Annotated in this window: 12 protein-coding genes and 1 pseudogene; 6 read left to right on the top strand and 7 right to left on the bottom strand. The window is 58.5% G+C overall.

Features of this window, described 5'->3' with window-relative positions; translation table 11 throughout:
- Nucleotides 1–28: 28 nt before the first annotated feature.
- From deoB to CDO73_RS13605, 5 genes are all read left to right on the top strand, one after another.
- The gene (gene deoB / locus CDO73_RS13625) at nt 29–1,210 is read left to right on the top strand and encodes a phosphopentomutase (RefSeq protein WP_088489062.1); all 1,182 of its coding nucleotides are present in this window, start codon (nt 29–31) and stop codon (nt 1,208–1,210) included.
- A 337-nt stretch (nt 1,211–1,547) separates the two neighbouring features.
- Entirely contained in the window at nt 1,548–2,255 is a 708-nt protein-coding gene (gene deoD, locus CDO73_RS13620) for a purine-nucleoside phosphorylase (protein ID WP_088489061.1), read from the top strand.
- A 121-nt stretch (nt 2,256–2,376) separates the two neighbouring features.
- Nucleotides 2,377–3,678, top strand: coding sequence for a pyrimidine-nucleoside phosphorylase (locus tag CDO73_RS13615; protein ID WP_088489060.1), 1,302 nt, complete (start codon nt 2,377–2,379; stop codon nt 3,676–3,678).
- A 207-nt stretch (nt 3,679–3,885) separates the two neighbouring features.
- Entirely contained in the window at nt 3,886–5,712 is a 1,827-nt protein-coding gene (locus tag CDO73_RS13610; RefSeq protein ID WP_088489059.1) for an HSP90 family protein, read from the top strand.
- Nucleotides 5,713–5,719: 7 nt separating this feature from the next.
- Nucleotides 5,720–6,793 carry a hypothetical protein gene (locus tag CDO73_RS13605; protein WP_088489058.1) on the top strand — a complete coding sequence of 358 codons (1,074 nt, stop codon included), beginning with the start codon at nt 5,720–5,722 and terminating at the stop codon, nt 6,791–6,793.
- Nucleotides 6,794–6,877: 84 nt separating this feature from the next.
- Here the strand turns inward: CDO73_RS13605 and CDO73_RS13600 are convergent, their stop codons facing one another.
- The gene (locus CDO73_RS13600; RefSeq protein ID WP_256972690.1) at nt 6,878–7,582 is read right to left on the bottom strand and encodes an MgtC/SapB family protein; all 705 of its coding nucleotides are present in this window, start codon (nt 7,580–7,582) and stop codon (nt 6,878–6,880) included.
- Between the two features lie 171 nt (nt 7,583–7,753).
- On the opposite strand from CDO73_RS13600, the gene CDO73_RS13595 reads away from it, so the two are divergent.
- Entirely contained in the window at nt 7,754–8,422 is a 669-nt protein-coding gene (locus tag CDO73_RS13595; RefSeq protein ID WP_179218699.1) for an S-layer homology domain-containing protein, read from the top strand.
- An 87-nt stretch (nt 8,423–8,509) separates the two neighbouring features.
- Here the strand turns inward: CDO73_RS13595 and CDO73_RS27445 are convergent.
- From CDO73_RS27445 to CDO73_RS13570, 6 genes and pseudogenes are all read right to left on the bottom strand, one after another.
- Nucleotides 8,510–8,740, bottom strand: a pseudogene (locus CDO73_RS27445) (DUF418 domain-containing protein); the annotation flags it as partial.
- Between the two features lie 34 nt (nt 8,741–8,774).
- On the bottom strand, nt 8,775–10,082 hold the full coding sequence (locus CDO73_RS13590) for a DUF5050 domain-containing protein (protein WP_256972689.1): 1,308 nt from the start codon (nt 10,080–10,082) through the stop codon (nt 8,775–8,777).
- A 238-nt stretch (nt 10,083–10,320) separates the two neighbouring features.
- Complete coding sequence (locus CDO73_RS13585; RefSeq protein WP_179218698.1) at nt 10,321–10,923, bottom strand: PepSY domain-containing protein; 603 nt, start codon at nt 10,921–10,923, stop codon at nt 10,321–10,323.
- A gap of 234 nt (nt 10,924–11,157) precedes the next feature.
- The gene (locus CDO73_RS13580; protein ID WP_088489054.1) at nt 11,158–12,027 is read right to left on the bottom strand and encodes a PepSY domain-containing protein; all 870 of its coding nucleotides are present in this window, start codon (nt 12,025–12,027) and stop codon (nt 11,158–11,160) included.
- Entirely contained in the window at nt 12,024–13,535 is a 1,512-nt protein-coding gene (locus tag CDO73_RS13575; RefSeq protein WP_088489053.1) for a sensor histidine kinase, read from the bottom strand. Before CDO73_RS13575 ends, CDO73_RS13580 begins: the two co-directional genes overlap by 4 nt.
- A gap of 1 nt (nt 13,536) precedes the next feature.
- The gene (locus CDO73_RS13570; RefSeq protein ID WP_088489145.1) at nt 13,537–14,244 is read right to left on the bottom strand and encodes a response regulator transcription factor; all 708 of its coding nucleotides are present in this window, start codon (nt 14,242–14,244) and stop codon (nt 13,537–13,539) included.
- Between the last annotated feature and the right edge of the window lie 57 nt (nt 14,245–14,301).

The following is a 14,301-nucleotide window of genomic DNA, read 5'->3' as shown; positions in this document are numbered from 1 at the left end:
AATAAGATTTTCTGAAAGGAGCATGAACATGTCCACATTCAAACGTATCCACCTGATCGTCATGGACTCGGTCGGCATCGGCGAAGCGCCGGATGCCGCGGAATTCGACGATTTCGGAGTCGACACTTTCGGCCATATCGCTCGCGAAACGGGCGGTCTGAACATGCCGAACATGGCCAAACTCGGCCTGTCCAATATCGAGGAAGTCCAAGGCGTACCGAAGGCCGAACAGCCTCTCGCCTACCACACCAAAATGCAGGAAGCTTCGCGCGGCAAAGACACGATGACCGGCCACTGGGAGATCATGGGTCTGTATATCGATACGCCTTTCCGCGTCTTCCCGGACGGATTCCCGGATGAGCTGATCCGGCGCATCGAAGAGAAGACGGGCCGCAAAGTGATCGGCAACAAGCCGGCCAGCGGCACCGAGATCCTCGACGAGCTGGGCGAAGAACATATGAAGACCGGCGCGCTGATCGTTTACACGTCCGCCGACTCCGTGCTTCAAGTCGCCGCTCACGAAGAAATCGTTCCATTAAAAGAACTGTACGAGATCTGCGAATTCTGCCGCGAGATCACGCTGGAAGATCCGTACATGCTGGGCCGCATCATCGCCCGTCCGTTCGTCGGCGAACCGGGCGCATTCAAGCGTACGGCAGGCCGCCACGACTACGCGCTGAAACCGTTCGGCCGCACGACCATGAACGAACTCAAAGACGGCGGATTCGACGTGATCGCGCTGGGCAAGATCTCCGACATCTACGACGGCGAAGGCGTGACCCGCTCCGTTCGTACCGTATCCAACATGGACGGCATGGACAAACTGGTCGAAGAACTGGACAAACCGTTCCACGGCCTGAGCTTCCTGAACCTCGTCGATTTCGACGCGCTGTTCGGACACCGCCGCGATCCGCAAGGTTACGGTCAAGCGCTCGAAGAATACGACGCCCGCCTGCCGGAAGTGTTCGCGAAGATGAACGAAGACGACCTGCTGCTGATCACCGCCGACCACGGCAACGATCCGACGTACCGCGGCACCGACCATACCCGCGAATACGTCCCGCTGCTCGCCTACTCGCCGAGCTTCAAGAACGGCGGAACGAAGCTGCCTCTGCGCACCACTTTCGCCGATATCGCCGCGACCGTAGCCGAGAACTTCGGCGTGAAGATGCCGGAATACGGCACCAGCTTCCTCGGCGATCTGAAGTAAGATTCGGAAGATCCGCTTGAGAGCCGCTGTTCCGACGCCGAACAGCCGCCCTCCCGAAGCGAAGATCAAGCCCGAAGATCGGTCAACGAATCGGACTTGCTTTTCTTAACCATAAAAAAGAACGCGAATTGGGCTTCTCCTCCGTTTCGCCTCGTGCCCGCTCAAGCGGAGAACGGGGCGGAGCCGGAGAAGCGGAGCGCTCGCATTTTCATTCCGGTTTTCACCTTATAAAAGTCAAATCGAAAAACCGGAATGGAACGGCGATCGCAGGCCCGCCCCGTTCGCAGCGTCTCACCGCGCACCCAAGCGCCTCACACCGAAAACGGAGGTTTTTACAATGAGTGTTCACATCGAAGCCAAAGTCGGCGATATCGCCGAAACGATCCTGCTCCCCGGCGACCCGCTGAGAGCGAAATTCATCGCCGACACGTATCTCGAAGACGTCGTGCAGTACAACCAAGTCCGCGGCATGCTGGGCTTCACCGGCACGTACAAAGGCAAACGCATTTCCGTCCAAGGCTCCGGCATGGGCATCCCGTCGTTCGCGATCTACGCCAACGAGCTGATCAGCGAATACGGCGTCAAGAACCTGATCCGCGTCGGCACCTGCGGCGGCATGCAGGAAAGCGTGCGCGTGCGCGATGTCATTCTGGCGCAAGCGGCCTGCACCGACTCCAGCATGAACCGCAACACGTTCCCGGGCTTCGACTTCGCTCCGATCGCAAGCTTCGGCCTGCTCAAAGAAGCTTACGAACGCGCCGTGGAAAAAGGCCTGAACGTGCACGTCGGCAACATCCTGAGCTCCGACATCTTCTACCGCGACGACAAGACCGTCACGACGAAGCTGATGGAATACGGCGTGCTGGGCGTCGAGATGGAAACGACGGCGCTCTACTCGCTCGCGGCGAAATTCGGCGTCAACGCGCTGACGATCCTGACCGTCAGCGACCACCTGCTGACCGGCGAAGAAACGACGGCGGCCGAGCGCCAATCGACGTTCAACGACATGATGGAAGTGGCGCTGGAAACCGCGATTACCCTGTAATCCGGGTTTCCGCATCCGGCGGAAGGGAGCCTGCCGGCTCCCCCGCTCTTCTATTTCTGATCACACATAACCCGACCGGATCGCCGGGAAGGTTCATTACGCGAAAGCGAGGCGGACATACATGAGAATGGTAGACTTGATCGAGAAAAAGCGGGACGGCAAAGAGCTGACCACCGAAGAAATCAACTTCATCATCGAAGGCTATACCAAAGGCGACATTCCGGATTATCAAGTAAGCGCATTCGCGATGGCCGTCTTTTTCCAAGACATGAACGATCGCGAACGCGCCGACCTGACGATGGCGATGGTCCACTCCGGCGACACGATCGACCTGTCGGCGATCGAAGGCGTCAAAGTCGACAAGCACTCCACGGGCGGCGTCGGCGACACGACGACGCTGGTACTCGCTCCGCTCGTCGCGGCGCTGGACGTGCCGGTCGCCAAGATGTCCGGCCGCGGCCTCGGCCATACCGGCGGCACCGTGGACAAACTGGAAGCCGTAGCCGGCTTCCACGTCGAAATCACGAACGACGAGTTCGTCAAGCTCGTCAACGAGCACAAGATCGCCGTTATCGGCCAGAGCGGCAATCTGACGCCGGCCGACAAGAAGCTGTACGCGCTGCGCGACGTGACCGCGACGGTCAACTCGATCCCGATGATCGCAAGCTCGATCATGAGCAAGAAAATCGCCGCGGGAGCGGACGCCATCGTACTGGACGTCAAGACCGGCGCGGGCGCGTTCATGAAGACGCTGGAAGGCTCCAAAGAGCTGGCTCACGCGATGGTCTCGATCGGCAACAACGTCGGCCGCCGCACGATGGCCGTCATCTCCGACATGAGCCAACCGCTGGGAGCGGCGATCGGCAACGCGCTGGAAGTCCAAGAAGCGATCGATACGCTGAGAGGACAAGGACCGAAAGATCTGGAAGATCTGTGCATGGCGCTCGGCAGCCAGATGGTCTACCTCGCGGGCAAAGCGTCTTCGCTCGAAGACGCCGAAGCCAAACTGCGCGAAGTGATCGCGAACGGCAAAGCGCTCGATAAGTTCCGCGACTTCCTCGCGAACCAAGGCGGCGACGCTTCGGTCGTCGACCATCCGGAACGCCTGCCGCAGGCGGCGTACAAGATCGAAGTGCCGGCGCCGCGTTCCGGCGTCGTCTCGAAGATCGTCGCCGACGAGATCGGCGTCGCCGCCATGTGGCTCGGCGCGGGCCGCGCGACCAAAGAATCCGAGATCGATCTGGCGGTCGGCCTCATGCTGAACAAGAAAGTCGGCGAAGCCGTCCAAGAGGGCGAATCGCTGGTCACGATCCACGCGAACAGCGAAGACGTGGCGAACGTGCGCGAGAAGATTCTCGCCGCGATCTCGATCGACGATCACGCGGACGCGCCGACGCTGATCTACGGCACGATCACCGAATAACGCGCATACCGAGTCTTTTCGTATAAGCAACCGGCCGAGCATGCAGGGCGTCTCTCCCATTTCCGAATGGGCGGGACGCTTTTTTGCATGACGAAAGACGCAAAAAAATCGGCCGATTTGGAATCGGCGAAGCAACAAGTTAGAATAAAAATAAGATAGATTTCTAACATACAAGCAAAGTTTCCCAGCTTCGAAGGAGGAACCAAGATGCCCGATTCGCAAGAATACCGCTTCCAGGTCAACCTGAGCGGCATGATCGACATTCTGTCCAACCATCTCTACAGCAGCCCCCGCGTCTTCCTGCGCGAACTGCTGCAAAACGCGACCGACGCCATTACCGCGCGGCTGGATCTCGACCCGTCCCATCGCGGCGAAGTCACCGTCGAACTGGCCGGCAGCGGTTCGGGCGCGACGCTGCTCATGCAGGATAACGGCATCGGACTGACCGAAGAAGACGTGCACGAATTCCTCGCCATGATCGGCCATTCGTCGAAGCGAAACGGCACGGAACTGCTCGGCGAGACTTCTTTTATCGGGCGCTTCGGCATCGGTCTGCTCTCCTGCTTCATGGTGAGCGACGAGATCGTGATGCTGACCCAGTCCGCCAAAGGCGGACCTTCCATCGAATGGCGCGGCAAGCCGGACGGTACATACAGCATTCGCAAGCTTGAAGCTTCGCTGACGCCGGGCACCAAAGTTTATTTGCGCTGCAAAGAAGAAACGGACTTCTATTTCGAACCCGAATCCGTCGAACTCGACCTGCTGCATTACGGCGCGCTGCTGCCTTATCCGATCCTGCTGACCGAAAACGGGCGCGAGCGGCGAATCAATCCGGAACCGCCGGACTGGATCGTCTATCCCGAGCTGATCCGCGACCGGCAGGACGAGGTGCTGCGTTTCGGCGAGCGGATGCTCGGCGAACGGTTCCGCGATTTTATTCCGCTGCAGACGTCGACGGGACGCACCGGCGGCATCGCTTATATCCTGCCGCATGCCGTCAACCTGAACGCGAAACGTTCGCACAAAGTTTATCTCAAGCGGATGCTGATCTCCGAACAGGCGGACAACATCCTGCCGGAATGGGCCTTTTTCGTCAAATGCCTGATCTGGACCGACGAACTTCAGCCGACGGCTTCGCGCGAACACTTCTACGAAAACGAACAGCTCGAACGCGTGCGCGGCGAACTGGGCGAATCGATCCGCGCCGAATTGATCCGTATGAGCGAGACGGACGAGAACCGCCTGCGGCGCATCATCGAGCTGCACGCGCTGTCCATGAAGAATCTCGCGGCGGAAGACGACGAGTTCTATCGCATGATCCACCGCTGGCTACCGTTCGAGAGCACTTACGGCCACAAGACGCTGGGCGAACTGCTCGACGAACATCGCACGCTGTATTACACCGCGACGCTGGATCATTACCGTCAACTGCGCCATGTCGCGTCCGCCCAATCGATGCTGGTCGTGAACGGCGGCTACATCTACGAAGCGGAACTGCTGGCCTCGCTGCCGCGCATTCTGCCCGGTGCCGACGTCCACCGTTTGATGCCGGAAGACGTGTCGCTCGCTTTCGCCGATCTGAACGCCGAAGAACGTTCGTCGACGCTCGAAGCGGCGCGCGCGGCCGATCTGGTTCTTCAGCCTTTCCGCTGCCGCGTGCTGCTCAAACGGTTCAAGCCGGAAGAACTGCCCGCTTTGTTCACTTTGCCCGAAGAAGCCGCGACGCTGCGTTCGATCGAACGCGCGAGCGAAGAAAGTCCGCAGGCGTTCGCTTCGATTCTGGGCAGTCTGGGCGGTTCGATCCAGAACCACGCAAGCTCGTATTCGATTCTGTACCTGAATTTGAACAACCCGGTCGTCGAGCGGCTGTTCGCCGGCAAGCCGACGCGGCGGCTGAACACGCTGGTCGAGATGCTGTACGCGAACGCGCTGATGATGGGCCATTACCCGATGAGCCGGCAAGAAATGGCGCTGCTGAACCGCGGCATCTTGTCGTTGATCGATTGGAGCATGGATTCGGAAAGAGAGGAGTAGAACGGATATGGAAGATTATTTGACGGAGTTTCAAGATTTGATGTCGCAAGCGTACAGTCTGCCGCATAGCGCGGCGAAGATGGCGCTGCTCGAACGGGCGGCCGAGATCGCGGATCTGGCCGGCGACGTGGAAGCCGGATACGAAGCGCGCGAAGAAATCGTGGAGACCGGAAGTTTCGGCGGTTTTCCGATGAAAGCGATCGTCGCTTATTCTTGGCAGCTCGGGCAGTATGACCGCGATCCGCAAGCTTTCGACGAAGACAGCCTGTATTGGAATTACAAATGGATCATCGACGACATCCCTTCGTTCCCGGAAGTTCCGGCCGAGCAGATCGATTCGCTTCTTCAAGACATGCGCCGGCGTTATAACGAATACGGGGTCAGCGACCGCACGTACTGGTATTATAACTTCCGTCTTTCGATGTACATGGGACAGTTGGAAAAAGCGCAGGAATGCCTCGAAGAGTTCCGGAAATTGAAACGCGACGCCATGAGTGACTGCGCGGCCTGCGAGTTGGACGAACAGGTCCATTACCTCGTGCTGCTCGGCAAAGACGAGGAAGCGATCAAAAAAGCCAAGCCGATCATCGAAGGACGCAAGCGCTGCGCGGAAGTCCCTCATATGACGCTGCCGCAGCTTCTCGTCCCGCTGCATCGTCTGGGACGGCACGAAGAAGCCGCGGAGATGCAGCGCAAAAGCTATTCGCTGATCCGGCAGAACGCGAAATTCATCCAGTTATTCGGCGAACATATCGGCTATCTGTCGCTCGTCGATCCGCAGCGCGCGCTGCCTATGCTGGAACGCCATCTTCCGCAGGCGGAAACGCACGAAGATCCGCTGAACCGCATGATGTTCTACTGGAACTCCGCCGCTTTGCTCCATAAGCTGCAGCGGACGGGCGAAGATTTTGTCCTGAATTTGCCGCCGGCTTCCCGCTTCGCCGGCTTGGCCGACCGGCCCGAAGAACTGCGCGCGAAGCTTGAAGAAGAAGCGTTCGCGATCGCGGAAGCGCTGGACGCGCGCAACGGCAACGACTATTATAAAGAATTCGGCAAGAAACTGCTGGCCGAACGCGGATAAACGCTTCGCCTGCGCATAACCGAAAAGAAGACCCTCGAAATCGCCGCAGCCTGCGATCCGGGGGTCTTCTTCGTTCTTCTCTATTCATTTCATTTCGATGCCCAGAATTTCGTCGCTTTCCTCCAGCAGCGGCATCAACTGATCGGCGCTCATGCCTTTCGGCATCCGGACCACCATGTCCAACGTCAGCTGCCGCTTCTCTTCTTCTTTGCCCGCTCCTTTGAAGTCGATCACGGTTACGCCCCGTTCTTCGAGAAGCTTCTTGAACTGTTCGGACGCTCCTTTTTCTTGACGGACGGTCACGATCAACCGATGCGTCGAAGCGACGAAACGCCCTTTGAAATTGCCGTGCATGATGATCTGCGTCAGATAGATCAGCAGCGTCGCGATAATGCCCAGAATGTACAGGCCGGCTCCCATCGCCATGCCGACGCCGGCCGTCGCCCACATGCCCGCCGCCGTCGTCAAGCCGTTGATCGTATATTTGCGCATGAAGATCATGCCCGCCCCGAGAAAACCGATTCCGCTGACGATCTCCGAAGCGACTTTGGTCGGGTCGATCTGTACGCCGTCGCGTCCTTCCAGATCCATAAAGCCGTATTTGGAGATGACCATGATAAGCGCCGCTCCTACCGCCACGATAAAATGCGTCCGCGTTCCGGCTTCTTTTCGCCTGCTTTTTCGTTCGTAACCGATCAAGGCTCCGCAGAGCCCGGCGATCAAGATTCGCAGCAGATGCTCCAGTTCGAGCGGCAGATCGATCATATCGAAGTATCCCAATTCTCCCACTCCTTTTATACGCTGCCCGTCTCCGGACGCTCAACACCGATTCGGCAGGTTCTTGCTCTTTTTTACCCCGCGCCGGCACCGCCGCTCCGCTTTTCGCACACGCTTTTGCAACATTTTTTCGATCGGCTGCGTCTGAAGGACAATAACGCAACCACGAGGAGAGTGTTGATCATGAAAACGAATATCCGAAAAACCTTGTTTGCCGCTCCCGCCGCCGCCGTTATCCTGCTGTCTTCGTTTGCCGGAGGACAAGCTTACGCGGCGCCCGCGTTCGGCGACTTGAAAGGCATCGCGCAGGCTCCTCAAATCGCCGCTTTGCAAGAAGCCGGGATTATCCGAGGCGCGCAAGACGGCAAATTCGATCCGCAAGGCACGCTCACCAACGCCCAAGCCATTCAGCTTGCCGTCGATCTGTACGGCTTGAATATCGATAACCTGAACTTTGTCAAAAAACCGGAAGCGTCCGATTCGTTTCCCAAAGCCGACGACGACGCTTGGTACGCGGACGCGCTGATCATCGCCGCATACAGCGACCTGAACCTGCCGCGCGATCTGGACCCGAGCGCTCCGGCCACGCGCGCGTCGCTGGCTTCGCTGCTGATCGCCGCCGGACAAAACGCAGGCAAGCTGCCGGTGTTCCGTCTGATCCCGGTCGAGATCAAAGACGAAGCGTCCATTCCGGACGGCATGAGCGGCCAGATGCAGACGGCGCTGGCGCTGGGTCTGCTCAAGCTCGACGCCAAAGGCGATATTCGTCCTAACGAACCGCTGACTCGCGCCGCAGCCGCCGAGATCGTGTATCAAGCCGCCTTGAAATCGCACGTGGTCGAAGAAAAATGAACAAGCAAAAGCAGTCCCTCGGAAGGGACGCTTTTTTTCGGCTTCAGGCCGTTTTTTCGGAACGCTTCCGAATCGTACGACGGCTGCGGCACATAGCGCGGTCTTTTCGTACCATCCGAACGCCGCGGACAGCGTGACGATAAGAAGCGTCTGCGTCAAATAATTCGTTAGCGCCGTCCGGCCCGCCGAATAAAGATATAAAAGCCCGCTCCGAATACGAAAGAAAAGATGTTGGCGAAAAGACAGGCCGGAATGCCGGAAAGCTGCCGCTTGTTTGTCCGTTCGGCGGATCGCGCACGCAAAAGGGAGACTCCGCAAAAGCGGAATCTCCCTTTTTCTTGAAGCAAACGATTTATTTTTTCGCGATCAGCACGATGTTCGAGACTTTCTCGTCCGTCAGCTTGACGCTTTTCGTTCCGTCTTCGTTCATCCGGTACAATCGGCCGCCGTCCGCCGCGTTGAGATAAAAGATGCCGGCCACGTCATCTTCGTACTGGCACATGTCCCACTCCAGGCCGACCATTTTCTTCAGGGTCAGCTTGGCCGGGTCGAGGACGTAAGCGCCGCTTTCCGCAAACAGCACGGTCGAGCGTACCACGCCTTGATTGGTCAGATTGCGCACGTAGCCGACATTGCCGAGCGACAGCTTTTTGGTCTTGGTAACTTTGCCGTTAACCAGCGTGGCTACGTACGATCTGCCGCCGGCATCGTTAAAGGCAAGGCTGCTGCTGCCCACGTTGGCAATCTCGTGAACGCCCGTGGTGTGCAGTTTGATCGTTTTGCCCGTCGCGCCGTCGATCACATAGCCGACTCCTTTGGAGTAATCGAATTCGCCGTCCGCGCCGAGCCGGATTCCTTTGTTGAAAACGAAGTAACCGTTCGCCCAGGAGCCGGAATTCACCGCGTTGACGTCGATCGGAGCTTTCGCGTTCAGCGCTTTGGCCGCCCCTCCCGCTTTGGGCAGCGAATACATCACCATGCTGGAAGTCGAATATTGACGTTCCTGCGGGTTGGTGTTGACCATCAGGTACAAGCGGTTGCGGTCGGCGTGGGCGAAATAGGCGTCGTCGAGCGAGCCTTTGGCGATCCACTGCAGCGAACCGCTGCCGTCGACTTTGCGGGAAGCGACCCAGGTCGCGCGGCCGTCTTTGAGCGCGTTGAAATAGATGCGGTCGCCTACGACTTTGAACGCCGGGAAGTCCGGATCGGCCATATTGGTAAGCTTGATGCCGTCCGTCAACTGCGCGGCGTCTGCCGAAGTCGCATAGAGCACGCCGGAATCGTCCAGCGCATAAACGGTGCTGCCTTTCGTGTCGAAATGCACGATACGCTTGCTTTTGCCGAAGTCCGCGGCTTTCGCGCCGGAATCGCTCAGCGACAGACGCAGAAGCGTCGTCGAATTGTCGTCGTACATATAATACATGTAACCGCCGGCCGGCTTTAATTCCGTGCCGTCGAAGTTCTGGCGCAGACGCTCCGAAGCTCCGCCTTCCGTGTTTACGCGGTACAAATCGCCGTCCGATACGTAATAAACTTCCGCTTTCTGAGCAGCTGCCGCTTCTGCTGCGGGCGCTCCCGAAAACGCTGTTCCTGCCGCGATCAGCACGGCCGCAAGCGTCGAAAACGTCAGTTTTTTTGTCCAATTCCATCTGGTTGTCATCATTTTCCCTCTTTCGTTCGTTTTCCGTATGTAATAAGCAAGCACTATTCAGATTAACATGCCAAAATAATCGATTAACAGTAAATGTTTGGCATTCATTGAAAATCGTCCTGCGGAACCTTCTTATTCATAAAAATCCAGGCAAAAAGAACCCTGTTCTCCGTGAGGAAAACAAGGCTCTTTTGCATAAAAAGCGACTTTAGAATCGAATCTTGCCGGAATTCCGGAGTGCTGACGTTCAGTCGTCGTCCCGGTCGTCGTCATCGTCGTCATAATCCGTTTCGCTTTTCAGCACTTTTCCCGTGTTCGCATCGATCTTGACGTCGGTTTCTCCGTTCGCCGTTTTCACTTCGATCTCGTATACGTAAACGCCGTCTTCTTTGTCGAGATCGTTGTCGGTCACTTTGCCGCCGCCGGCATGTTCGATCGCGATCGAAGCCGCTTGAGCCGACGTGATCTTCACGGCGGAAGACGTCTGTCCGGAATTCGAGGCGTTTCCTCCGCGATCGTCCCGGTCTTCGTCCGGCTCGACTTTGAGCAGCGAACCGGTATACGCGTCTACCCAAACATCCACGTCCGATTCTCCGGCAGGCCGGTCGATATCGACTTCGTAATACGTTTTGCCGTTGCGCGTTTTCAGTTCGACTTCGTCCACCGTTCCTTTTTGCGCTTTCAGCGCGATTTGCTCGGCTTGGCTTTGCGAGATCATCGCTTTGGAAACGGATTGCGCCGTCGTACCGTTTGTCGTTCCGGTCGTTCCCGCCGCGCCTGCCAGAGCCGCCGTTCCTCCGAGCGTCAATGCGGCCGCCACCGCGCCGATCATCAATTTGCGTTTCGTCATTTCGAATCTCCTCCTCGATGGGTCTCTGTATTCGGTCTTGTACCGGTTTGCAAGGAGCGACTGTCGTCCCTGCCTCATTATCAGATTAACCCTAGGCTCTGAGAAACCGGGAAGAGGCACATTAGAATTTCATGAGAAAAAAAGAAGCCCGTTCTCAGGAAGCGTTTCCCGAGACGGACTTCTATTATATGGCTATACGGCGGCGATAACCGCGTACGGCTTGATCTTTCGGAATCAATCTTCCGAACGGTCTTCGCGTTCGGGATCGTCTTTGCCGGATTTCTCGGGCTTCGGATCGTCTTCGTCCCAAGTAATCGTCAGCATCGCTCCCGAGACGGCATTGATTTGCACCTCGGCTTCGCGGCCGTTCTTCAGTTCGACGTCTACCAGATAATAAGCTTGGCCGTCTTCTTGTCTGCGAAGCTCCGCGTCGGTATCTTCGACGGCCGAAGCTTGCACGTTCAGCGCGGCGGCGGCCGCCGCTTTCGCTTCGTCTTCGCTGAGCAGTCTCGCCTGCGGCTGGCCCGGAAGATCGGGCGGCGTTGCGGCCGGCCCTTCTTCGTCCGGAGCTCCGGGAGTTCCGGGGGTTCCCTTGTCTCCGCCCGCATCCGAAGGCTGCGCTTCGCGATCGGTCAAGATATCGCCCGTATACGCGTCGATCTCCAAACTTCGGCGTTCGCCGCTCGAGTTCGTGACCTCCGCGACATACAAGCGCGTCGCTCCGCCGTCCGGCGTATCGAGTTCCAAGCGCTGTACCCGCAATCCTTCGCGCTGCTCCAGCCGGACCTTGACCGCTTCGCGGCTGACGATCTCGGGAGGCGGGACTTTCACCGCTTCGAGTCTCTCGATCGATTCGACTTGTCCGTCTTCCGCGGACAACCGGACCGCATACAATCCGGTATCGGTCCGCAGACGCATCTCGTACAGCTCTCCGGTCTGCGCCGAAGACTCGATCTTGCCCGCATACTGTTTGAGCAATTTGTTCTCCGCCTCCGCCAACGTCAACGCCGGAGACGACGGACTCCACGGACTCCAGACCAGCAGTCCGGCCGCCGCGGCCGCCAACAATACCGGCGCCGAGATCCATGCCGCTCTTCGCTTCATGTCGGCTTGCCTCCTTCCTCGTCAGTTCGCCCGGCGCTGCCCGGTTCTTCGCGATTCGCCGACCGTTTGTCTTCGCTTCGAAAACGGCGGTTTCTCGACGGCATCATGCCGCGCGGTTCTTTGTCTCTGCTTCCGTTACGGTTCCGGAAACGCAGCGTCACGGTCGTGCCTTCTCCGAGCCGGCTCTCGATGCCGATCGCGATGTCCAGCGCTTCGGCCAGATCTTGAGCCAGCGCGAGGCCGAGACCCGCTCCTCCGGTTCCGGGAAGCCGAGCGCGCGAAGAATCCACGCGATAGAAACGATCGAAGACTTTGGGCAGCTCGTCTTCGGGAATGCCGATGCCCCGGTCGACGACTTGAAGTCGGGCCTCCTCTTCGCTTCCTCCGGCGACTCGAAGCGTAATCGTCGCCTCGCTGTATTTGCGGGCATTGTCCAGCAGAATGAACAGCAGTTGGCGGATTTTCGCTTCGTCCGTTCGGACGAATACAGGCTCCGGCGCGATGACTTCGATATCCCGGCCGTAAGCCCGAATGAAAGCTTTGACCGATTCGGCGGCCGAGCGCGCCAGATCGGTTTCTTGCAGATCCAGCGTATCCGATTCCGAACTTCGGGCCGTCTGGAGCAGCCGTTCGGTCAGTTCGCGCATGCGAACCGATTCCGACAAGATCGCTTCGACCGCTTCGTCGAACACTTCCGGCCGTTCCTTGCCTCTGCGCTTAAGCAGGCTCGCATAACTCTCGATGATCGTGAGCGGCGTCTTCAACTCGTGCGAAGCATCCGATACGAAGCGCTCCTGCCTGGCGAAATTGCTCTCGAGCAGCACGATCATGTCGTTGAACGTTCTTCCCATCTCGGCCAGCTCGTCTCCGTTCTGCTTGTCGGTCTCGATGCGTTGGAAACGGCCGCTGCGCCGGATATCGCCCATCGTCTCCGTCAGCGCGCTGATCGGCTTCACGATCCGGTTCGCCAGAACCGTATTGGCCAGAATCGTCGGCACCAGCGCGAGCAGCGCCACGATGACCAGCACGGTCTTCAGAACGTTCAGACGATCTTCCAGATCCGCGATGCTGCGGCTGACCTGTACGCTGAGGACCTCCCCGTCCGGCCAGATCACCGGAACGGAGACTCGGATATAACCTTCTCCGCCGCTTCTGAACCGCTGCGCCTCGTGAACCGCGACATAATGATACGGCTCGCCGCTGAGCCGTTCGCTTCGCTGCGGATCGTCGCTGGCCGTCACCGGACGGGCAAGACTGCCGCCGTCCGGCGTGACGACGCGCAGCATGCCGTCGGCCGGCGCGTACGCGCGCAGCAGATCGTCCGGCGCGGTGCGCGACGCCGCTTCGCTGATCCGTTCGGCCGTCAGTTCCGCTTCCGATTCGAAGCGGCGGATTTCCGCATCCAGCGACATTTTGCCGAACAACAGATAGATCGAGACGCATGCCGCCGCCAACAAAGCCGCGAACAATACCGACGAGTACAGATAGATCTTGCTTTTGAGTTTCATTTTACGAAGATTCCTTCAGCACGTAACCGACTCCCCGGACGGTATGGATCAGTTCGGGCAGGCCTTCTTCGTCGATCTTGCGGCGCACGTAACGGATATAGACGTCGACCACGTTCGTATCGCCGGCGTAATCGTAACCCCAGACTTCGCGGATCATCTGATCGCGGCTGAGCACTTGGCGTTGATTGCGCAGCAGGAAGACCAACAGATCGAATTCGCGGGGCGTCAGATCGATCCGCCGTTCTCCCCGGTAGACTTCCCTCGTCTGTTCGTTCAACCGCAGATCGCCCGCGGCGAGCGTCTGTTCGCTGTCGCCGCTCTCCGATCTCTCCGGTCCGGCTGCCGCGCGAGCGCGCAGCGCGGAACGGATGCGGGCCAATAACTCTTCGATCTGAAAAGGCTTGGTCACGTAATCGCTCGCTCCGAGATCCAGACCGGACACCTTGTCTTCGACCGAATCTTTGGCCGTCAGCAGAATTACCGGCGTCAGCGAATCGGCCGCGCGAATCCGCCGCAGCACTTCGATGCCGCTGAGTCCGGGCAGCATCACGTCCAGCAGAATCAGGTCCCAGCCGCCTTCTTTGAAACGTTCCAGGCCGTCCGTTCCCGACGCGGCTCTTCCCGTCCCGTATCCTTCGTACCCCAGTTCCAATTCCAGAAGCCGGGCAATTTTATCTTCGTCTTCGATAATCAATACTTTTCCGCTCACGGGCTTCCTCCTCGATTCTCGCATCGCCGGCGCCGAAGCGCGGGCTTGCAGGATCTT

It is taken from the genome of Saccharibacillus sp. O23, assembly GCF_002205895.1.
Classification (GTDB): domain Bacteria; phylum Bacillota; class Bacilli; order Paenibacillales; family Paenibacillaceae; genus Saccharibacillus.
This window is presented reverse-complemented; position numbering and strand designations above follow the sequence as displayed.